Annotated in this window: 16 protein-coding genes and 6 pseudogenes; 17 read left to right on the top strand and 5 right to left on the bottom strand. The window is 57.3% G+C overall.

The window, feature by feature from the left end; all coding sequences use genetic code 11:
• Window positions 1–350: 350 nt before the first annotated feature.
• The 3 genes and pseudogenes from FFM81_RS33270 to FFM81_RS32915 all read right to left on the bottom strand — a co-directional run.
• Window positions 351–581 carry a hypothetical protein gene (locus tag FFM81_RS33270; protein ID WP_343073726.1) on the bottom strand — a complete coding sequence of 77 codons (231 nt, stop codon included), beginning with the start codon at window positions 579–581 and terminating at the stop codon, window positions 351–353.
• A 208-nt stretch (window positions 582–789) separates the two neighbouring features.
• Entirely contained in the window at window positions 790–993 is a 204-nt protein-coding gene (locus tag FFM81_RS33265; RefSeq protein ID WP_343073721.1) for a PAS domain-containing protein, read from the bottom strand.
• 2 nt (window positions 994–995) lie between these two features.
• Window positions 996–1,106, bottom strand: a pseudogene (locus FFM81_RS32915) (DUF982 domain-containing protein); the annotation flags it as partial.
• A gap of 251 nt (window positions 1,107–1,357) precedes the next feature.
• On the opposite strand from FFM81_RS32915, the gene FFM81_RS26625 reads away from it, so the two are divergent.
• The 8 genes and pseudogenes from FFM81_RS26625 (at window position 1,358) to FFM81_RS26595 (ending at window position 4,785) form a co-directional block, all read left to right on the top strand.
• Window positions 1,358–1,630: a BON domain-containing protein gene (locus FFM81_RS26625; RefSeq protein WP_173883858.1), complete on the top strand. Its 273-nt coding sequence runs from the start codon at window positions 1,358–1,360 to the stop codon at window positions 1,628–1,630.
• A 127-nt stretch (window positions 1,631–1,757) separates the two neighbouring features.
• Entirely contained in the window at window positions 1,758–2,153 is a 396-nt protein-coding gene (locus FFM81_RS26620) for a DUF1236 domain-containing protein (RefSeq protein ID WP_173883857.1), read from the top strand.
• A gap of 96 nt (window positions 2,154–2,249) precedes the next feature.
• A complete protein-coding gene (locus FFM81_RS26615) occupies window positions 2,250–3,053 on the top strand; it encodes a DUF1236 domain-containing protein (protein WP_138386561.1) in 804 nt (267 codons plus the stop codon).
• A 51-nt stretch (window positions 3,054–3,104) separates the two neighbouring features.
• Entirely contained in the window at window positions 3,105–3,257 is a 153-nt protein-coding gene (locus FFM81_RS26610; RefSeq protein WP_173883856.1) for a hypothetical protein, read from the top strand.
• 104 nt (window positions 3,258–3,361) lie between these two features.
• Window positions 3,362–3,663: pseudogene (locus tag FFM81_RS26605) on the top strand (type II toxin-antitoxin system RelB/DinJ family antitoxin).
• A pseudogene (locus FFM81_RS33355) lies at window positions 3,660–3,974 on the top strand (hypothetical protein). Before FFM81_RS26605 ends, FFM81_RS33355 begins: the two co-directional pseudogenes overlap by 4 nt.
• A 236-nt stretch (window positions 3,975–4,210) precedes the next feature.
• Window positions 4,211–4,426, top strand: a complete 216-nt coding sequence (locus FFM81_RS26600) for a ribbon-helix-helix domain-containing protein (protein ID WP_138386560.1) — start codon at window positions 4,211–4,213, stop codon at window positions 4,424–4,426.
• Window positions 4,420–4,785: a type II toxin-antitoxin system VapC family toxin gene (locus FFM81_RS26595; RefSeq protein WP_138386559.1), complete on the top strand. Its 366-nt coding sequence runs from the start codon at window positions 4,420–4,422 to the stop codon at window positions 4,783–4,785. Before FFM81_RS26600 ends, FFM81_RS26595 begins: the two co-directional genes overlap by 7 nt.
• Before the next feature lie 74 nt (window positions 4,786–4,859).
• On the opposite strand, the pseudogene rsgA reads toward FFM81_RS26595, so the two are convergent.
• Window positions 4,860–5,906 (bottom strand): annotated as a pseudogene (gene rsgA, locus FFM81_RS26590) (ribosome small subunit-dependent GTPase A).
• Between the two features lie 444 nt (window positions 5,907–6,350).
• Here rsgA and groES point away from each other — a divergent pair.
• The 8 genes and pseudogenes from groES (at window position 6,351) to FFM81_RS26550 (ending at window position 17,638) form a co-directional block, all read left to right on the top strand.
• Window positions 6,351–6,647 carry a co-chaperone GroES gene (gene groES, locus FFM81_RS26585; RefSeq protein ID WP_138386558.1) on the top strand — a complete coding sequence of 99 codons (297 nt, stop codon included), beginning with the start codon at window positions 6,351–6,353 and terminating at the stop codon, window positions 6,645–6,647.
• A gap of 65 nt (window positions 6,648–6,712) precedes the next feature.
• The gene (groL, locus tag FFM81_RS26580) at window positions 6,713–8,347 is read left to right on the top strand and encodes a chaperonin GroEL (RefSeq protein ID WP_138386557.1); all 1,635 of its coding nucleotides are present in this window, start codon (window positions 6,713–6,715) and stop codon (window positions 8,345–8,347) included.
• A 1,592-nt stretch (window positions 8,348–9,939) separates the two neighbouring features.
• The gene (locus tag FFM81_RS26575) at window positions 9,940–10,149 is read left to right on the top strand and encodes a hypothetical protein (protein ID WP_138386556.1); all 210 of its coding nucleotides are present in this window, start codon (window positions 9,940–9,942) and stop codon (window positions 10,147–10,149) included.
• On the top strand, window positions 10,146–10,715 hold the full coding sequence (locus FFM81_RS26570) for a hypothetical protein (protein WP_138386555.1): 570 nt from the start codon (window positions 10,146–10,148) through the stop codon (window positions 10,713–10,715). Before FFM81_RS26575 ends, FFM81_RS26570 begins: the two co-directional genes overlap by 4 nt.
• 593 nt (window positions 10,716–11,308) lie before the next feature.
• Complete coding sequence (locus FFM81_RS26565) at window positions 11,309–12,268, top strand: class I mannose-6-phosphate isomerase (RefSeq protein ID WP_138386554.1); 960 nt, start codon at window positions 11,309–11,311, stop codon at window positions 12,266–12,268.
• The gene (locus FFM81_RS26560) at window positions 12,265–14,568 is read left to right on the top strand and encodes a glycosyltransferase family 4 protein (RefSeq protein WP_138386553.1); all 2,304 of its coding nucleotides are present in this window, start codon (window positions 12,265–12,267) and stop codon (window positions 14,566–14,568) included. Before FFM81_RS26565 ends, FFM81_RS26560 begins: the two co-directional genes overlap by 4 nt.
• 29 nt (window positions 14,569–14,597) lie before the next feature.
• The gene (locus tag FFM81_RS26555) at window positions 14,598–15,896 is read left to right on the top strand and encodes a glycoside hydrolase family 130 protein (RefSeq protein ID WP_138386552.1); all 1,299 of its coding nucleotides are present in this window, start codon (window positions 14,598–14,600) and stop codon (window positions 15,894–15,896) included.
• Window positions 15,897–16,085: 189 nt separating this feature from the next.
• Window positions 16,086–17,638 (top strand): annotated as a pseudogene (locus FFM81_RS26550) (ISL3 family transposase).
• Window positions 17,639–17,954: 316 nt separating this feature from the next.
• On the opposite strand, the gene FFM81_RS26545 reads toward FFM81_RS26550, so the two are convergent.
• Entirely contained in the window at window positions 17,955–18,983 is a 1,029-nt protein-coding gene (locus FFM81_RS26545; protein ID WP_173883855.1) for an IS110 family RNA-guided transposase, read from the bottom strand.
• A 135-nt stretch (window positions 18,984–19,118) separates the two neighbouring features.
• Between FFM81_RS26545 and FFM81_RS26540 the strand changes: the two are divergent.
• Window positions 19,119–20,672 (top strand): annotated as a pseudogene (locus tag FFM81_RS26540) (ISL3 family transposase).
• Window positions 20,673–20,699 lie beyond the last annotated feature (27 nt).

Here is a 20,699-nt window from a genome sequence, read left to right as displayed (position 1 = left end):
AAATCGGAAACCCGAGGTTTAGGACCGGGCGCAGTAGGGGAGGAATGCCAATGATCCAGCATTCCGGAATCACGAAACCTGCGATCCGGCCTGTTGAAAAACCAGAGATATTTCATCGTCGTGCTCCCGACGTCTAACCCAACGAAGGAGGACCAGGAGAATTGCCAGCAAGAATCAGCGGCAAAATCAATAGTTCGTCTTCAACCACCAGGACGCATCTCCTGCCTTCGAGATCGATTTCCGCAGGATCGTCCATCTGTTCTCACACCGGGATTTTAATCATGGCTGCCAAACCACCCGGATCGTATTTAAGTCCACCTTTCCGCCGAGATGGGCGGAAGTACCCTCGATCAGCTCGGTGCCATAACCGCGGTACTTGGGCGGCGAGACCGAGAACCCGTTCTTCTCCCGCCAGTAAGACGCCGAACGCCGGGCTCGCTGACCGATTGCCGCAGCAGCATTTCAAAATCGGTGGTCTCGCCTGTGGATGCGATTTCCTGCGCGCGAAGCATGATTTCAAGCCGCGCGAGGAAGATGTCGCGATATTCGGTGGCAGTGCGATCCTCGGTTTTTGTCTGCATAGCGATCGAGCGTTTCACCGCAAACAGGTTCCTCAGGCGATGCCGTGTCTCCGCAATGATGAAGTCTTTCTCGGCGTCGTGGCGCCGGCGCTCCGTGACATCATCGAAGAGGATGAGGATGTTGGTGCTGTTATTATCGGGATGAATGAGACGGCGCGCATCGACAATAAACGTTCGCTGCCCGATCGCGGGAAAGTCATGTGTCACTTCAAAGCCGATGACGGCGGCGGCTTTTTGGGATAACCGACGCGATCAGGTGCCGGAGCTCGGCTATGTCCCATTGACCGTTGCCGAGAGCAAAGAAGCTTTGCCCCAGGATGTCGTCCCGCTCGACCTCAAAGGTCCGGACGAAAGCGTTATTGGCGCTCGTCACGCAGAGGTTATGATCTAGGACGACAGTCGGCTGGGTCATCGTATCGACGATAGTGATCGGATCAGCCGATGCTTTTCTTGACCGCTCATCACAAGCATAAGAGGGGCGAAATCTTCGCTTCCATGCCAATCCACGATACCAACCGTTTGCATTAATAGCCGCCCTTTATGCCCAAGAAGCGCCCGACATGGATCGACAACGCTTCATCAGGGAGGTTCTGACTGGAGTTCAGCAACATGGCTAAAACCTCCCTGATGTCCTTTCAACAAGGATCAGGAGAACCTAAGCCGGATGGCGCCGAAGGAAAGACGGACTTAAGTCGGGCTGGCGGCCTTGAGGCCGCTTCTCATATTAGATTTGAGGTAACATGACGATCCGTGGAGGGACGGAACAGGAGGACGATATGAAGTTCGGTTCCGACGACGCCAACCACGAAGAGCGCTGCTCCCAAGGCCATAGTTCGGCCTCGACCATCGCGACGATCAAAGCGGCGCTTTCCGCTGATCAGGATATCGGCAGCAGTGCCATCGAGATCAGGATGCTCGGCGCGGTGGTCCTGCTCGAAGGCTACATAACAAACGCCGCAGACCGCGAGAAAGCCATCTCGCTTGCAGCGATGATCGTTGGCCACGAGAACGTCCAGGATCGGATGCTGAGCCGCTTCCCCACGCAGTAATATATGCAAATGCGGTTAGGACCAAGGTCGGGCTGAGCCCCGGCATCAAGTCTTAGCTTTGGAACAGTTCCTCTATTCGACGGTTTGGCTCTGCAGCGGAACCAACCGCATCTAAAGAGGAAAACAAATGAATATCAAGGTTGTAGGTATTGCCGTCGGTATCCTGCTGGCATCGACATCTGCCTTTGCACAGTCATCGACGGTGACAGGCGCCGTTGGTGGGGCTGCAACGGGCGCGATCGTCGGCGGCCCGGTCGGTGCGGCTGTCGGCGGCATTGTTGGCGGCGTGGCAGGTAGCGTCATTGATCCGCCGCCTCAGCAGGTTGTGACCTATGTTCAGCAGGCTCCGACCCCGACCGAACGCGTCGTGGTGAAGGAGAAGGTCGTCGTCGGCCAGCCCCTGCCGGAGACCGTCGTCGTGACGCCAATTCCCGATGATCCGAAATATGCATATGCGATCGTCAACGATCAGCGTGTGATCGTCGAACCTTCCTCGCGGAAGGTCATCCAGGTCATCCAGTGACCGACGGGCGGCTCCAGCCGCCTCTTCCAACCATGAGGGCATGCTCGCACCGCATAGATGCGAGGGCGTCGTATGCCTAAACCTCGGAGATCGATCATGAAAAGCAACGAGCTCGCCATGCTCGTGGCAGCACTGTCACTGAGCGTATCCCCACTTGCAACATTGCCGGCGGCGGCCCAGCAGGACACAAAGAGCAGTGGGCAGGCCCAGTCCGGCGCTGACGCCGGCTCGCAGGCGGGCTCTGCCAAAACTGGCGCCGCCTGCACCCCCGACGCTTCGGGAGCCTGCCCAGGCAAGGGCCAGTCATCGCAGCAGAAATCCGGCCAGGGCTCGGACATGAAAAAGAGTGCAGAGCAGCCTTCGACCGATGGCGCGACGAGCGGTGCGTCCGGCAAGACTTCGACAGAAACCAAGCCTGCATCGAAGGACGTCAGCGGTGGCACCACGACAGAACCGAAACCCGCCGCCAAGTCCGGCACCACAGATAACAGCGGCTCGGCCACCACAGGCACGAAGAGCGCTACGGAAAGCGGCGATGCGTCCAAGCAGTCCACCGATCAAAATACGACGACCACAAACAAAAGTTCGTCCGAAACCAACAACAACAGCACGACGAACAACAAGACTAACACCAAGACCAACGTCAACATCTCGGTCGAGCAGCAGACCGAGATTCGAACGGTAGTGAAGGAGGTTCATGTTGCGCCCGTGAAGGAAGTCGACTTCACCGTCTCCGTCGGTACGACGATCCCGAAGAAGGTCCGGCTGGAACGGCTGCCGACGCGCATCGTGAAGATCGTTCCGCAGTATGAAGGCTACCGCTTCTTCATCCTTGCGGATGGCAGGATCGTCATCGTCGATCCCGATGCTCTCACGATTGTCTACATCATCGAGGCCTAACACGCGTTTCCCGGCGGCGTCCTATGCGTCGCCGGGCCGCAGGAGCAATCAATGATCTACCATGAAGATAAGCCGTCCGGCCTCGCCTTTCCCATCATCGTCATCCTGATTGCCATGGTCGCAATTGTCGGCAGCCTGGCACTGTCATCAGGCCATCAGGTATCAGCTCGGGTCTGGCTCCCTGCTACTTCGGCAGGGCCTTGATTCAACGCAGAGATCGCCCAGCTAGCTGGGGACGGGGCTTAGGCCGCGTTCGAAGGTGCTAAAACCGGTTCCTCTTTGCCTTGCTATCACTTTTGGAGATAGCCATGGCGGCACACGCACTTGTCCAAACACGCATTGATGCCGAAGTTCGGGATCGTGCTTCCGCCGTCTTTGAGAGGATGGGCCTGACGGTATCGAACGCGGTCCGCATCCTACTCACCCGGACTGCTAATGAAGGTGCGCTGCCTCTTGAGCTTTTTTCGGGAAGCGAGGCTCACGATGCTTGGTTTCGCACGAAGGTGCTCGAAGCGTCACTCGACCGGACGTTTCAGATGTTGATGTCGAGGCACACTTCGCGCAGCGCCGGGCGACGGCGTGCGTCAAAGCGGGTGCTCTCAAATCGTGAAGTTTACATGGTCTGCGTTTGCGCCGTCGGATCGCGACGCCATATTCACCTATCGAGGCAGATAATCCTTCGGCCGTTGTCGTGATCGACGAGCGGGGACTCGCGAACTGGTGATCAAAGGAACGCCATATATCGCTGCATATGCCGTTACCGAAACAGCAATTCGTGTCCTGCGCGTCCTCATGGCTCGCAAGAGAGTTTCCAGGCTACGCGCATACGCTACGTCTGAGACAATTGCCGGCTTCACCCAAACTGCAGTTGCGATCCAAGGAGACAGCACTGGGTCCGAGCTGGGTAGCCGTAGTCGCTAAGCTGTATTGAAAAATGAAGTTCGATGCTCGGAAAGCGACGGCATGCGATCGCGCAGGGTTGATATCCAACCGGCGATCCCGCTGCCGGACCTATGATAGGCGACGAGACATTTGAGCCTCAGCAACGGATAAACTCCAGGCTCGCGGCTTGCTAATGAGCTAATGCCTCGTGGGCCATTGAAGATACTGATCAGCCATGATATATATAGCCGATATCATATATCGGACCTTAGCTCATGAGAACGTTGGTAGATATCGGCGACCCAGAAATCAAAGCGCTGGACCGGCTGGCACAGCGAGAAAAAATGTCGAGAGCAGCGCTGATCCGAAATGCGATCAATGAGTTTCTGGCCAGGAACAATGCCGATATTGAAGCAGAAGCGTTCGGGCTCTGGGGCGATCGAAAGATCGATGGTTTGATGTATCAAGAAAACATGCGCAGCGAATGGTAAAGTCTCTGTTTGACACCAATGTGTTGATCGACTATCTCAACGCAGTTCCGCAGGCGCGAGACGAACTGAGAAGATATCGCGAAAAGTCGATTAGCATTATCACCTGGATGGAGGTTCTCGTCGGTGCCAAGCCTGAGGTGGCGATCGGAACGCGCGCTTTCCTGGCTGGCTTTGCGGTCATCGCTGTCGATAACGCCATAGCCGAACGAGCAGTATCTCTGCGACAACTCCATCGCATCAAACTTCCTGATGCCATCATCTGGGCAACGGCTAATGTTCACTCGATGTTGCTGATCACCCGAAACACGAAGGATTTCCCTCGCGAAATGCCGGACATACGAGTGCCATACGAAATCTGAAGGCAATGTCTGGGCTATAGCACGTTAGTAGGTAATCCCCAGGAGTTCTATTCCCTTCAAGGCGTGCAGGCCCTTCAATATTTTTTCTTGCGAACGATTTTGTTGCCACGTGGTCCGCTGATGACCGGTGTTCTATCGCGGTTTTCAGCAAGCAGGCTTCGCCAGCGTTCGAGACGGTCGGCAGCCAAGGTGCCGCTTTTGACAGCTGCCTGAACCAAGCAGTCCGGTTCATGCGCGTGGGTACAATCCCGAAATCTGCAAAGCGGTGCCAGTTCCGTGATGTCGGAAAAAAGCATATCGATCCCGTCGGTGACATCGCTGACGTGAAGTGTTCTTATTCCCGGCGTATCTATAACCCAACCGCCACCGGGAATGGCATGAAGCGATCGTGCGGTGGTGGTGTGTCGGCCCTGCGCGTCATATTCGCGGACAGGTCCGGTTTTCTGCGCTGAGCTAGATCGAAGTCCGGTCAGTGTGTTCACCAGCGTCGACTTTCCAACTCCGGAGGATCCCACCAGCGCGACCGTTTGGCCAACGCCGCACCAGGGCCTCAAACAAGAGCTTGCATCGGCAGAGCGCCCGTTCAGCGCAACGACAGGTAGGTCGCGCTGCAAGGCCTCGGCTTGGGCCTGAAATATGCCAATGTCGTCTGCGGTGTCAGCCTTCGTCAAGACGATCACCGCATTGCTGCCTGCTTGGTTGGCCATGATCAGATAACGTTCTAGCCGCTCAGTATTGAAATCGGCGTTGCATGATGTCACGATCAACAAAGTATCGATATTGGCAGCAATAAGTTGCTGGCCACGTCCACCCTCCGGGCGTCGCTGAAACACAGTTTTTCGGTCGAGACGGGTGACAAGCATGTCGGACCGGTGATCGGCAAGCACCTAATCGCCCACCGCGAAGTCAGCCGTATTGGCATTGGCTGGAAGCTCCAGCTTGACCGGGCCTGTGACGTCGATCGCCTCGATGCGTGCGCGGTGAACCGAAGCGACGCGCCTGGGCACGAGGTCCGCTTCGGTCGGCTGTACTTGATCCGCGAAGAAATCGGACCAACCAAGCAATTCTAACCTGGAGTGAAGATGGGAGTTGTTCAAATTTTGCTTCCCATTCGTTGACAGCTTCTGATTTCGAAAGTTTCCTGCCTAGTCGCGCTGATGATCTCGCTTTTGCAACGAGTTTGCGAAAGCAGCGGCTTCGCCAGAGTAAGGGAAATGCTCTCCCACCTGACGGTCGCCGTCGTAAACTATGAAGGCGGGGCCGTCGACTTCGACGATCCTATAACCATTCACATACTCGAACTTTGGCGTTTTCCAACCCATAAAAGCCCTCCAAAAATTTCCAAACTCAGAAGATGATCTCCGAGCGCCATACTCAGCAGCTATATCAGGTGCTTGACGAAAGACGAACTAGCTACCGCGCGCACAGTCTCGACCGAGCTGCAACTCAATGGGCTCGACAAATACCGGCCTGATACGAATCCCGCTGGCACTCTCAACGCAAGACTGCTAAGGTGAGTTATCGGGATTGGCCATTCGGCCGCGACCCCGTTGAGGAACCCCAAAATGATTAATACCATTTTCCGGCCGTTGCACGACCGCGTCGTCGTGCGCCGTATCGAGGCTGAAGCCAAGACCAAGGGCGGGATCATCATTCCCGACACCGCCAAAGAGAAGCCGCAGGAAGGCGAGATCGTCGCCGTCGGCACCGGCGCGCGCGACGAGAGCGGCAAGATCGTTCCCATCGATGTCAAGGCGGGCGATCGCATCCTGTTCGGCAAGTGGTCCGGCACCGAAGTCAAGATCGACGGCGATGACCTGCTGATCATGAAGGAAGCAGACGTCATGGGCGTCCTCGCCTGATCTTCGGCCGCTTCCTTATTTCCTTTTGACGAATACCATGTGGCCCATGGCCCGGGAGTTTTTCCATGTCTGCGAAACAGATCAAATTCGGCCGCGATGCACGCGAGAAGCTGCTGCGGGGCGTCGATATTCTTGCCGATGCAGTGAAGGTCACGCTCGGTCCGAAGGGCCGCAACGTCGTGATCGACAAGTCCTTCGGCGCACCGCGCATTACCAAGGACGGCGTCGCTGTCGCCAAGGAAATCGAACTGGACGACAAGTTCGAAAACATGGGCGCCCAGATGGTCCGCGAAGTCGCTTCGAAGACCAATGACGTCGCCGGCGACGGTACCACCACAGCCACCGTTCTCGCCCAAGCGATCGTTCGCGAAGGCGGCAAAGCCGTTGCAGCCGGCATGAACCCGATGGACCTGAAGCGCGGCATCGATCTCGCCGTTACCGCGGTCGTCAAAGACCTGCTGGCCAAGGCCAAGAAGATCAACACATCGGAAGAGATTGCCCAGGTCGGCACCATCTCCGCCAATGGCGAGAAGGAAATAGGCCAGTATATCGCCGACGCGATGCAGAAGGTCGGCAATGAGGGCGTGATTACCGTCGAAGAAGCCAAGACCGCCGAAACCGAGCTCGAAGTCGTCGAAGGCATGCAGTTCGATCGTGGTTATCTTAGCCCCTATTTTGTCACCAATGCCGAAAAGATGGTGGCTGAGCTAGAGGATGCCTATGTGCTGCTGCACGAAAAGAAGCTCTCCAACCTGCAGGCCATGCTTCCTATCCTGGAAGCAGTCGTTCAGAGTGGCAAGCCGCTGCTGATCATCGCTGAAGACGTCGAGGGCGAAGCTCTTGCGACGCTCGTCGTCAACAAGCTGCGTGGCGGCCTCAAGATCGCCGCCGTCAAGGCTCCAGGCTTCGGCGACCGCCGCAAGGCCATGCTGGAGGATCTGGCGATCCTGACCGGCGGCACTGTCATCTCCGAAGACCTCGGCATCAAGCTCGAAAACGTCACGCTCGAGATGCTCGGCCGCGCCAAAAAGGCTTCTATCACCAAGGAGAATACTACCGTCATTGATGGTGCCGGCACCAAGGCGGATATTGACGGCCGCATCGACCAGATCAAGGCTCTGATCGAGGAAACCACGTCCGACTACGACCGGGAGAAGCTGCAGGAACGTCTTGCCAAGCTCGCCGGCGGCGTTGCCGTGATCCGCGTCGGCGGCTCGACGGAAATCGAAGTCAAGGAAAGGAAGGACCGCATCGACGACGCGCTCAACTCCACACGGGCGGCTGTTGAAGAAGGCATCGTTCCGGGCGGAGGCACAGCCCTGCTGCGCGCCTCTATCCTTCTGGACATCAAGGGCGAGAACCAGGATCAGAATGCCGGAATCAGCATCATCCGCAAGGCGCTTCAGTCGCTGGTTCGCCAGATTGCCGAAAACGCCGGTGACGAAGGTTCGATCGTGGTGGGCAAGATCGTGGATAGCAATACCGACAATTTCGGCTACAACGCCCAGACGTCTGAATATGGCGACATGATCGCCATGGGTATTGTCGATCCGGTAAAGGTTGTGCGCACCGCCTTGCAGAATGCGGCTTCCGTTGCCGGCCTCCTGGTGACGACCGAAGCCATGATTGCTGACCTTCCCAAGAAGGATGCTGCCGGCGGTGGTATGCATGACATGGGTGGTATGGGCGGTATGATGTAACCTTCTTCCTTCGGGAAGCTCGCAAAAGAGTATATGACACAGGCTCCGACCGATCGGAGCCCTTCATGCCCTATGAGACGACACTGAAATTTGTGACCTGGGTTGCCGCGCACCTCAAGCCCATGCCCTTACGCCACACTCCGAACCAAAGAAGATGTCGGTCGATCAGCCTTGCTGTTCGCTGTCCGGCGCGATTCCGAAAGGATCTAAGCGATGATGTCTTATTCCGCCCCATGCCTTCAAACGCTTGTAGCTGGCGGAGCCAACGCATGATGGGTTATTGGTTCTCGTTCACCGCTATCCCGAACAATTCAAGCGCCTGTTCAGGGCGATCAGAACCACTACGCCGTAAACGTTGACAAGAACTCGGACACCGATCTCGAAGCCGAAATCGGAGACTTCCTGTGACCCTCTTCGAACGCAGATATGACTAGAAGCGAAAAGCCCATCTGGTCTGGCAGACGCAAAGCTGCGCGGCATGAAACGCCTGCTGGAGGTGGGGGAATTGAGTCATTTCATCAGTCTCACCGGTCAGAATTTCCGCTGAGGTCTCAAACGCAAAATATGGGGTATCTCGATGCTGATCGCGAATTCATCAAGGTGATGAACCAGGATCAGCATCGACCGGTATGATGTATCGCGGCAGCGAGTACGTCGTCGAACTGGAGGAGAGAATTCAGCGCACAGCACGTGTAAGGCCGTTTCTGACCGACGCCACACCCTATTCGGCAATCAGTGGATGATCGTGACGAGGGCGTTCTGCGAGTTCGTCCGCCATGAAGCGTTGACCGCTACCCCTTCGCCCAGGATGGAGCCGCAGCGTGAGATGAGGGCCATATGTTGATATCGAACGGGCCTCGGCGGGTCGGACCTTATCGCGACAGGGATGTCGTCTGCCAGGAAGCTCTACAGGACTTTCTCGATTTGGCCAAGGGATTGACGCCGAACAATATCGCGCGGGCGGCCGCGGCAATCTGGCGTCGGCCCCGGGGGGCTCGCAAAACGCGCCCAAAGCGTCGGCTGGACACTAGGAAGCAGAGGTCGCAATCAGCAAACTGTCACAGAAACTCCTGGATCAGATGTCGTCGATGTAGATCGGCAATGGCTCGCGGTGGGCCTATTGTTCAGTATTTTGCGTTGGACTAGCCTGCGTTTGTGTGAGCTAGTCCAACCGAGCACGTATCCTGCCACTCATTCGTCACCAAGCTAACAGTCGTTCCCGATAGAAAGCCTGTTGCTTAGAAGCGCTAGCTAACCGGGGGTGGTGGAAATACGCGACGCAAAAGTCTGGTGCTGCCGATCTCGAACCACTCATTTCTGATAGATATACGATCCTTCAATTTCCCGCCAAAGCCGGAGTCACGACGACGTGAAACGCAAAAGGCGAATAGTGGAGATGCGGAAGCGGATTACCTCAATGCGTTCGACAGGTCTCGCACGAAAAATCAGAAGGCGGCGTTCAGGGTCGACGAGCGCAATCGTCGATCCACTTACACGCTGACGGGACGTGATCTCAAATGACGGCTTCCGCATCCCTCTCTCCACCGACATTTCAATCCACAACCCGTTTCGGGCCATGAGGAAAATACGCTATGATCAAGTTCGAAGCCGCGCAGCCACCTTTGAACGGACCCCGAGCAGCCGTCTACGACTTCGCCGGGGAATACCGATTGAGTGACACGGAGGCCGAACGGCTCTTTCTCAAGCTGGGTGCCTCAGCGACGCAGGAGGCGACGCTTGTGGAAGCGCGATTTGCTGCTCCGGAGTTCAAGATTTCCTCTGACAAGAACAAGCAATCATGAAATCCACCGCACTGGAGGGCCCGGTTTTGAAACATATTTCTGAAGGTTCACACGCGGCTGAATCGCCTGTCACGGGCCTCCCCATCAAACCAGCCGAAAACATCTCGACGAATTTGAGAGCGCGCATTGCGGCGACGGTCAGAGAAGCTCGGGTTCAAAGAGAGCTTGAATTGCAAAAAGCATCCGACCGGGCAAAAGCGGAGCGGTGGGAAATACAGCAAAAGGCAAAGAACGCTTTGCTATCGCTTCTGGCGGATGACGTCATTGATTCCATCATCGGCAAGCACGCCGCTCTGGGGAAACTTCATATCGGAACGATAAAGATCATGAGAAACGGTGTCGAACTCACCAGAGACGGCGGAGCCGGGGCATTCCATACGGCCGGCGACCGGCTCGATATCAGATTTGACGGCGCCATTCTGCAGGCCGGCCAGCAATTGAAATCCCTTGAATTTCAGAATCGCGTGTTGGAACTTCAGGCTCAAGGCATCAAGATCGACAGTGTTTACGACACATCGTCGCAAGGCATCCTGATCACCTTCGACTATAGTGGCGCTCTAAACTGAGCGAGGGCCCAGGGTCACGGCAGCAGCCGCGCGGCGCAACGTTTTTGAACTCTTTGCGACGCCCTGCAGCGCGCATGATGTCTCCCTTGTCCTGTTTCTGTTTCGGAACCCTGGACATATCGTCCTCTGTTGGGCGAGGGTTTTCGCCCTCAAAGGCAGTGCCCGCGAGGCGAACTGCTTTCACTGATACATGTCGTAAAAGAACACTCAATTACAAATTGAATTGGGAGGTTGCGGCTTTGCCACCCTCTATGAAACGAGAGATTTGCGTTTCAGGCCCGCAAAGACCGCCAGGCTTTTGCGACTTATCGGAAGTGACGCCGATCCAGGTTAAATTGGCCCTAGGGCTGATGGGACCATTAGAACTTGTAATATTCTGAATTAGGCACATATACAGCTGAGGGGTGAACTAAGCATGCGATAGCGCGATATATCTCAAATCATCAATATAATAAATTGGGAAATTTCGTGTACGTCACCCATCTCAGGCGCGGAAATATTTCTGTTAAAGCCTTGAGGCGCCGCCGCTTCTAGGAAAGGCTACTCCGATCTCAGGTCATCCCGATCTTAGCGGTAAGATCCAGGAGGCCTCCATGACATTCGAGCACGCCGACGTGCGAACATCTTCCAAACCGTGGGGCAGCCACGATCTCAGACCTTGGAGCCGGTGCGGCAACACCGAAACCCCAATTGGCGAACTCAGGTTTGATCGCCCGGAGACCCAGACCCCTGATCCGGCCTTGCTTTTCAAATTGCTCTTCACAAAGCAGAGATTGTCGATTCAGGTTCACCCTCAGGACGCCTTTGCGCATTCTATGGGGATGGCCAACGGCAAGACCGAGGCATGGTATGTGCTGTCGGCGGAAGACAGCGCCCAGGTCGCCATAGGGTTGAAGCGGACGCTGACCCGGCCGGAGTTGCGAGGCGCGATTGCGGACGGATCGATTGCCGACCTTGTCAAATGGCAGACAGTGGCCGCTGGCGATGTGTTTTTCATTCCCGCCGGAACCATCCACGCCATTGGCCCCGGTCTCGTTATGGCCGAAATCCAGCAGAGAAGCGATACGACATTCCGCCTCTTCGACTACGGGCGGTCGCGCGAGCTTCACATAGACCAGGCGGTGGCCGTGGTTGATCTGGGGCCGGCGAAACCAGATAAGATCCCCACGTATCTTACCGTCGAACGGATGAAACTTGTATCCTGCGATTTTTTCGTCCTGGAAAGGATCGATCTTCCGCCAAACGCAAATTGGGAATTGCAGGCGCAGCGGGAGACCTGGGCCCTGGTCACAGCGGGTGACGCAACCATGGGTTCGCTGCGTGCCGGTGTTGGAGATGCATTCTTTGCCGAAGCGGATCGAGCCGTCATCAATGTCGGGCCCAGTGGACTGACGGTTCTGCTAGCCTATGCCGACAGCGCACCTCAGCCCGGACTGCTGCGCGATCTCGATGATCGTAAACCTGATTTTGCGATCCGCGATTCACCGCAGGTGGGCATCTCATCAAGAAAACCCGCCAGCGTGTCGCTCCGCTCCACGGAGGGTCACCTATGACCAGCTTCAAGAATACCCATCTCAAGAATATTGCCTTCATCGGCAATTCATTGCCCCGCCGCTGCGGGATCGCAACCTTCACGATCGACCTGCAGCAGGCCATTTCAAAATCACTTGCCGGTGTGGAGACCGCGATCGTCGCGATGACGGATCATGGTCACGCCTATGACTATCCCGCCAGCGTCTGGCTTCAGATCCCCGACGAAAATCCGCAGGATTATGTCCGTGCGGCGGAAGCTCTGAATGCCGCTCGGTTCGACGTCGTCTGCCTTCAGCATGAGTTCGGAATTTTTGGCGGCGAGGCCGGAAGCCATATCCTCGCGCTGCTTTCGCGGCTGGAGATGCCGATCGTGACCACGCTGCACACTGTGCTAGGGCAGCCCAGTCCGGCTCAACGCCGCGTCCTCACAGAGATCATCGACACATCTGCCAAAATCGTGGTGATGGCGGAAAAGGGCCGGGCGCTGTTGCGCGAGGTGTACGGTGTTCCCAACGACAAAATCGAAGTGATCGCTCATGGGATTCCGGACATTGCCTTCTGCGAGCCCGACCTGGCAAAGATGAAGCTCGGATTCGAGAGCCGGTCCGTCATCCTGACGTTCGGGCTGCTGTCGCCTAACAAAGGCATTGAGATCATGATCGATGCCATGCCGCTGATCCTGAAGAGCCGGCCCGACGCCGTCTACGTGGTGCTGGGCGCAACCCATCCCAATCTCGTCCGCGACGAGGGGGAAGCATACCGTGAAAGCCTAATTGCCCGCGCATTGGATCTCGGAATTGAGAACCACGTGGTATTCCTCGATCAGTTCGTCGACCAGGCAACGCTCCTGGACTTCATTTCCATGTGCGACGTCTACGCCACGCCTTATCTGAACGAGGCCCAAATGACGTCCGGTACTCTGGCCTACAGTTTTGGTCTGGGGAAAGCGGTCGTCTCGACACCCTATTGGCATGCGCGCGAACTTCTGGCGGATGGACGCGGGATCCTCGTTCCCTTTAGTGATGCGGAGACAATTGGCAGTGAGATCGCGACTTTGCTCACCGACAGTGCCCGGCGAAATGCCATGCGCGTGCGGGCCTATGCGAGTAGCCGGTCGATGACATGGCAAAGAACGGCGGAGCGGTATCTCTCGCTGTTGGGGGACGCCACCACCCAGCGCAGATCCCACATCAACGCACTCGTTTCGAGTGGTTTTGCCTCGGTGCGAGAGCCTCCTGCTTCTCCCGAGCCGCAACTGGCCTATCTTCTGTCGATGTGTGACGACACCGGGCTGTTCCAGCATGCCGTCCACTCGGTGCCCGACCGTTCGCACGGTTATTGTGTCGACGACAATGCGCGCGCTTTGCTTCTGGCGGTCGCTCTCAACACACCGGGCGAGAAGCTCCTGCCGGAGCCATTGACGACGCGCTTTGCGTCTTTCGTGCAGCACGCATGGAATCCCGACGAAAAGCATTTTCGCAATTTCATGAGTTTCGATCGTCGCTGGCTCGAAGACAGAGGTTCCGAAGACAGCCATGGCCGAACACTATGGGCTCTGGGAGAGTGCGCCCGCAGCGATATCAATCCCTCCCGGAGACGATGGGCGGCCGGCCTGTTTGCCGAAGCCCTGCCGACCGCGGAAGGCTTTCTTTCGCCGCGGGCCTGGGCCTTCACGCTGCTCGGGCTGGACGGCTATTGCGCGATACGCGGGGAAGACCTCTTCGCCAGACACATGCGACTGTTTTTTGCAGACCGTCTCATCGATCTGCTCGATCGCGTGGAGACCGAGGACTGGGTCTGGTTTGAGGAAAGTCTCTCCTATGACAATGCGCGCCTACCTCAGGCGCTGATCTTGAGCGGGCTTGCCAGTGAAACCCCGGCCTATGTCGCTGCCGGGCTGAAGGCCTTGCGCTGGCTCATGATCTTGCAGACTGGGCCTCTCGGCCATTTCAGGGCAGTCGGAACGGACGGTTTCCTCGACCGGCGAATGCCGCCGAAGAGTTTTGATCAACAGCCCGTCGAAGCCGCGGCCACCATCTCTGCCTGCCTGGCGGCGTGGCGCGCTGACCACGACAGCGAATGGAAAAACGATGCAGCACGCGCATTTGCCTGGTTCTTGGGCAGCAACGATCTGTCGCTGCCGCTTGTCGATCTCGACACAGGCAGCTGCCGAGATGGGCTGCACCGCACACGGGTCAACGAGAACAGAGGTGGTGAATCCGTCGTCTCCTATCTGCTGGGGCTGGTGGAAGTTCGCAAGCTCGCGCGCATAAGCGGTCACCCCGTAACATTCGTTCCGCCTCATGCCTTGAGTGCTTGAAGTTCAATCCAGATAAAATCGAGATCGCTTTGTCACATGCCACTTTTCTGAACCGTCAGGCGCTTTTCCTGCGTCCCGATCCCACGCGCGTCGTCGTGCGCCCGTTCAAGCCAGCGACCGAGCCACGGGATCTCAATCCGACGGATAAGACGCGAGCGAACCATATCGTCGATCGGATTTTGTCGCTCGATCACGAAACGACGGAGAGCCTGCTCGCCGACGTCCTGGAAAATTTCGAGGGTCGCCACCGGAACCTGCTTGCGACATTTGAAAATCGGGCGAGCGACATGGAGGAGGCATTCACGCCTCACGTCGAGTTCACCAAGGTGCAACGTCAGCTCGTCGGCGCCTATTTTCTGAATGAATATTCCTTCGAGGCATCGGCGTTGTTCAATCCAAGCATCGTTGTGCATCCGGATCAGTGTGGAGTCCCGCAGGGCCGTCGGCGGTTCATCCTCAGCCTGCGCGCGGTGGGCGAAGGACATGTGTCCTCGCTGACATTTCGAACCGGATTGATCGCGGCGGATGGAAGCGTGGAAATAGAGCCGACTGCGCGGCTCGCCTCCACTCCGACAGTGCATACACGGATATCGGACCCCCTCGGCGAGCCTGTCGAACTGAGCTTCAGCGCCCAGCAACATATCAGCGAACGAGTGATTTTTCCGATCACGCCAGCACAATCGAACGGCATCGAGGATGCCCGCTTCGTGGCCTTCGAGGATAACGGGCAGACAATGTTCTACGCGACCTATACAGCATATAGCGGCAAGGGCATCCGCTCCGAATTGCTCGAGACCAGCGATTTCATATCCTTTCGCATGACCCGGCTCGGAGGATCGGCGGCAAGAAACAAGGGAATGGCCCTGTTCCCTCGCAAAATAGATGACCGCTATGCGATGATCGGACGACAGGACAACGAGAACCTCTATCTCCTCTATTCCGGCGACCTCTATTCCTGGGATGGAGGGGAATTGATCTTGCAGCCCAAATTCCCGTGGGAGTTCGTTCAGATGGGAAACTGCGGCTCACCGATCGAGCTCGACGAAGGATGGCTCCTACTGACCCATGGTGTCGGCGCCGTCCGCAAATATGCGATTGGCGCAGCGCTGCTCGATAAACAGGATCCGTCGAAGGTCCTCGCCCGCTCGAGCGAACCGCTGGTGCGGCCGGAGCCCTCGGAGCGGGAAGGGTATGTGCCGAACGTCGTTTACACCTGCGGCGCCATGCGCCACAACGACCAGATCGTCCTGCCATACGCGGTATGCGACACGTTCTCGAATTTCTCGACGATCAAGATTGCAGATCTTCTGCGAACGCTCGACGGCTGAGCCATTTGGGTTCCGCCGCTGCGTTGAACTATATTCGTCCGCAGCTTTTTTGCTTTTCGAAGACGCTGAATTGACATATTTGGGTTGTTTTGTCCTCTTTCTGTCAATCGGCGTCCAAAATTGGGTCTGACTCATTCTCGATGATGTTTCGGATTCTACTGGCCTGGTTCTTGAAGGAGAATCAGCGCCATGGGAGCCTATTTTCAGCCTTCCGATTTAATCCCTGCCGAGTTGAACGTGGAGGCAGTGCATCACAGACCCGATGTGATCGTCGTCACCGCACATGGTCAGTCCCGAGGTTGCAGGTGTCCCGAATGCGGCACGACCTCCCATCGTGTTCATAGTCGCTATTCTCGGATTATTACCGATCTGCCGTGTGCGGGCCGAAGGATCAAATTGCACCTGACGGTCCGACGCTTCGTCTGCAATGTCGTCCATTGCCGCCGAAAGATTTTCGCCGAGCGTTTCGGTAATGGCGTGATCCGACCATGGCCCGCCGGACAGCGCGCCTGGAGATCTTGGTTCACCATCTCGCTTTGGCATTGGGTGGTCGGCCAGCAGCACGGTTCGCAGATCGTCTCGGGTTACCGGTTAGCAATGACACGCTGCTTCGAACCGTTCGCCGATATGATCGCCCACCACCGCCGCCGCCAGCCGTCATCGGCATTGATGACTGGGCGTGGCGTCGCAATCACCGATATGGCACTATCATCTGCGATCTGGAACGGCGAAAGACGATCGCGTTGTTGCCCGACCGAGAACCCTCGACCGCAAAGGCTTGGCTGGTCGAGCAGCCGCAGATCGAAATCGTCGCACGAGACCGCGGCGGCGGGTATGCGCAGGCCGCTGCACAAGCCCTGCCACACGCCGAACAGGTCGCCGACCGCTGGCATCTGATGGAAAACGCCAGCCACGCCTTTCTTGACGCCGTTCGCAAGTCGATGCGGCAGGTCCGCATTGCAATCGGCACAGCAACTGTAAATCCAAAGCTTCTGACAGCCGCCGAGCGACTGCAATATGAGGGATATCTGCGGCGTGAAGAGGCAAACGCCGTCATCCGTGGTCTCGTCAGCGAAGGCGTATCCATCAAGGAGATCGTGCGCAGAACCGGGCACAGCCGAAAGCTGGTTCGCAGTGTCGTCCGTGGTCAGCGGACCGACATCTTTCGGATCCGGCAAACTTCCCTGGAACCGCATCTCCCTTGGCTTGAAGCGCAATGGGACGCCGGATTGCGGAACGGCGCTGAACTTTGGCGGCAGCTTCGGTTGGCTGGCTTCGGCGGCGGTCTCCGTGTTGTCACCGAATGGGCAACGCGGCGAAGGCGTGCCGAAAAGGCCGAGAACGGACTCGGACATGCGCCGGCCGCACGCACTATCGTCCGCCTGATGACGCTTGAACGCAACAACCTGACCACGGCTCAAACGATGACAGTCGCCGCCATCGAAGAGAGGCTACCGGATCTTGTCGAGGCCAGGGATGTCGTCGAGAGCTTCCACAAAATGCTGCGCAGCAAGTCTAAAGATAATCTGGAACCTTGGATCGACCGCGCGGCAAGAAGCCTGGTCGCGTCATTCGCCAACGGCGTCATCAGCGACCGGGCAGCGGTCCAGAATGCAATAACTTCGATGTGGTCGAACGGCCAGACTGAGGGCCAGATCACCAAGCTCAAACTCATCAAGCGGCAGATGTACGGCCGCGGAAAGCTGGATCTGCTCGAAGCACGTATTGTCGGAGCGCCCTGATGTCATCGAGATTGCGTCAGACCCCAAAATTCACCCCTTATCGGCATCCAATTTCATATGTAGAACGGCCCGGTTGGCAAGGTTTTTCAGCGCAAATCGCCTCCGGACGGTGCAGTCATATGTCCGGCCTGTGAGCGCGGTCATTGACCGCTGGCCACGATGAGATCCGCGATGTCGATCGCCTAATCAGTTTTGCGCGCTTAAAGGCGCAGTGAGTCAGACGGTCTGATCGACATCGAGGTATCGCCCCTCGGGTTCATCACGCTTTCGTACCTTGCCGCTTTATCCCGACGCAGAAACGCCGGGAATTCTGTTCCTACACCTCTGCCATCGCTGGCGCTTGGTATGTGCCGCCCTTGACCAAAATCGCCCATATCGTGCGGGCCATCTTGTTAGCCAAGGCCACGGCTGCCACTTTGTAGGGGCGTCCTCCCATTATTGAAACGACCCAGCCAGGTAGCTTTGAACCTCTGCGAGCCTGTTTCAGAATCGATGTAGCACCGACAATCAGTAGAGTTCGTAACTGCTTATTGCCGCGCTTCGAGATCTTGCCAAGCCGCTCCTTCCCTCCGCTGGAGTTCGCTCTTGGCGTGATGCCGATCCAGGCGGCCAAATCCCGCCCTGTTCGAAAGGCTGCCGGATCCTGAACCGCGGCACGAACAGTCGCTGCAATAATAGGACCGACGCCGGGGATGGTTGTTAAACGACGTGCGGCATCATCAGCTTTCACTGCTGCGACAATCTTACTGTCGAGCACCTCAACCCTTTCTGTCAGCCGTTCGATCTGATCGGCCATCTCCAAAAGCGCAGCTCTGGCCGAGTTTGGTAGACGGCCGTCACGATCGTCGCGCAAAATGGCGACGAGCTTTGCAATACTGGTCATGCCGGCCGCGGCGACGATCCCGAGCTCGGCCATATGAGCACGCATCGCATTCGCCGTCTGGCTTCGCTGACGCACGAGTAACTCTCGGGTCTTCAAAACCATCCCGGCAGCCTGCTCCTCAGGTGATTTGATAGGCACGAAGCGCATTGTCGGGCGCGTCACCGCCTCGCAGATCGCCTCCGCATCCGCGGCGTCGGTCTTGTTACGTTTGACGTAGGGCTTCACGTACGCTGGCGGCATCAACCGCACCGTATGACCAAATTCGCCGATCGCGTTGGCCCAGTAGTGGGCACTCCCGCATGCTTCCATTTCGACAAGGCATGGTTCGATATGACGAAAGAACTCCAACACCTGTGATCGCCGCAAGGCACGTCGGACAGCGATATGTCCGTCTTCAGTGATGGCGTGGACTTGAAAGACTGACTTGGCCAAATCCAGTCCGATTGTAGTAATCTTCTCCATGGAACGGTTCCTTCTGTCTTGTGGCGATTGGCGTCACCACGATAGGCATCTTGGATGCCGGTGCGAAGGGCCGTTCCACACCATCAGTTTTGATGCTGATGCTGCCTTGCTGGTTTCCACAAAGGAATCAGCATGATGAGCCGCAAGTTTCGCCCCTCTGATTTGGTTCCGGCAGGCTTCATCGCCGAACGCATCACCCACATTGACGATGAAACCTGCATTTTGCTTTCCCCGAGCCGGCGCTACCGCGGCTTGTCCGGCATGCGGACGGATGTCGCGAACGGTTCGAAGTCGCTATTGCCGCCAGGTAGCGGACCTTCCCCTCTCTGGGAAACGCGTCAGGCTGCTCGTGCAGACACGAAGGTTCGCTTGTGATGCCGTGCTTTGCGGGAGGCAGATATTCGCTGAGCGGTTTGGCAATGTGCTACCGCCCTATGCCAGACGAACTGGACGTCTTGAGCATGTCATCCACCATTTGGCGCTTGCGCGTGGAGGACGCCCGGCGGCGCGTTTTGCCCAGCGGCTGATGCTTCCCGTCAGCAACGACACCTTGCTGCGCGTCATCCGCAGGCAAGGACTACCAACGTCGACCCTGCCCTCGGTGATTGGCATCGACGACTGGGCCTGGCGGCGCAATCATCGCTACGGCACGATCGTGTGTGACCTGGAGCGTCGGCGGCCGGTTCGTCTGTTGCCGGACCGTGAGCCGGCGACGGCGGAAGCTTGGCTGCGGCAGAACCCCCAAATCCAAATCATTGCCCGCGACCGCGGCGGTGCTTACGGGCTCGCGGCGGCAAAGGCGCTGCCGGATGCGTTGCAGGTCGCTGATCGACGGCATTTGATGGAGAATGCCAGCCGTGCGTTCCTGGACGCTGTCCGCAAATCGATGCGGCAAATCCGCAAGACACTCGGTGCAACACGCATCAATCCCAAGCTCCTGACCGCGGCCGAACGCCTTCAATACGAAGGCTATCTCCGGCGCGAACAGACGAACGCGACCATCATTGCGCTGGCGAAGGACGGTGTCACGATCAAGGAAATTGTGCGCCGTACCAGTCTTAGTCGCGGCTTGGTCCGCCAGGTGTTCAGAGGGCTACGAAACGATGTCTTTCGGTCCAGAGAAAGCTCGTTGGAGCCCTATCTCGAATGGCTCGACGCGGAATGGGCGGCCGGCAAGCGGAACGGCACTGAGCTATGGCGGCGACTGAGAACACAGGGCTTTCGTGGTTCGCGTCGGGTCGTGAGTGAATGGGCCACACGACGGAAGCGGGCCGACAAGGCGATGCGGACTCGTTGACCCGCATTCCCTCCGCCCGAACGATTGCCCGCCTTTTGACAACCGGCAGAGACAACCTGACGAAATCCGAGACCGTCGTCATCGCCGCTATCGAAAGTGGTGTTCCCTTGCTCGTTACGGCTCGCGATATCATCACCGACTTCCATCTTATGATCCGGTCCAAGGAGGAAAACCAGCTCGCGCCGTGGATCGACCGCGCTCGCAACAGTCTGCTTTCCTCCTTTGGCAATGGCGTGGCGAAAGACATGCAGGCAGTCCGGGCAGCGATCGTCTCACCATGGTCCAATGGACAAACCGAGGGGCAGATCACCAAGCTCAAGCTGGTAAAGCGCCAGATGTACGGACGCGGAAAGCTTGATCTTCTTCAAGCCCGCCTGATTGGCGCGACATGAGAGAAATTGCACCAAATCTGATGGTGT

The sequence above is a fragment of the Rhizobium hidalgonense genome (assembly GCF_005862185.2).
GTDB lineage: Bacteria > Pseudomonadota > Alphaproteobacteria > Rhizobiales > Rhizobiaceae > Rhizobium > Rhizobium hidalgonense.
The sequence above is the reverse complement of the archived record's forward strand: the minus strand, read 5'-3'. Positions and strand labels throughout refer to the sequence as shown.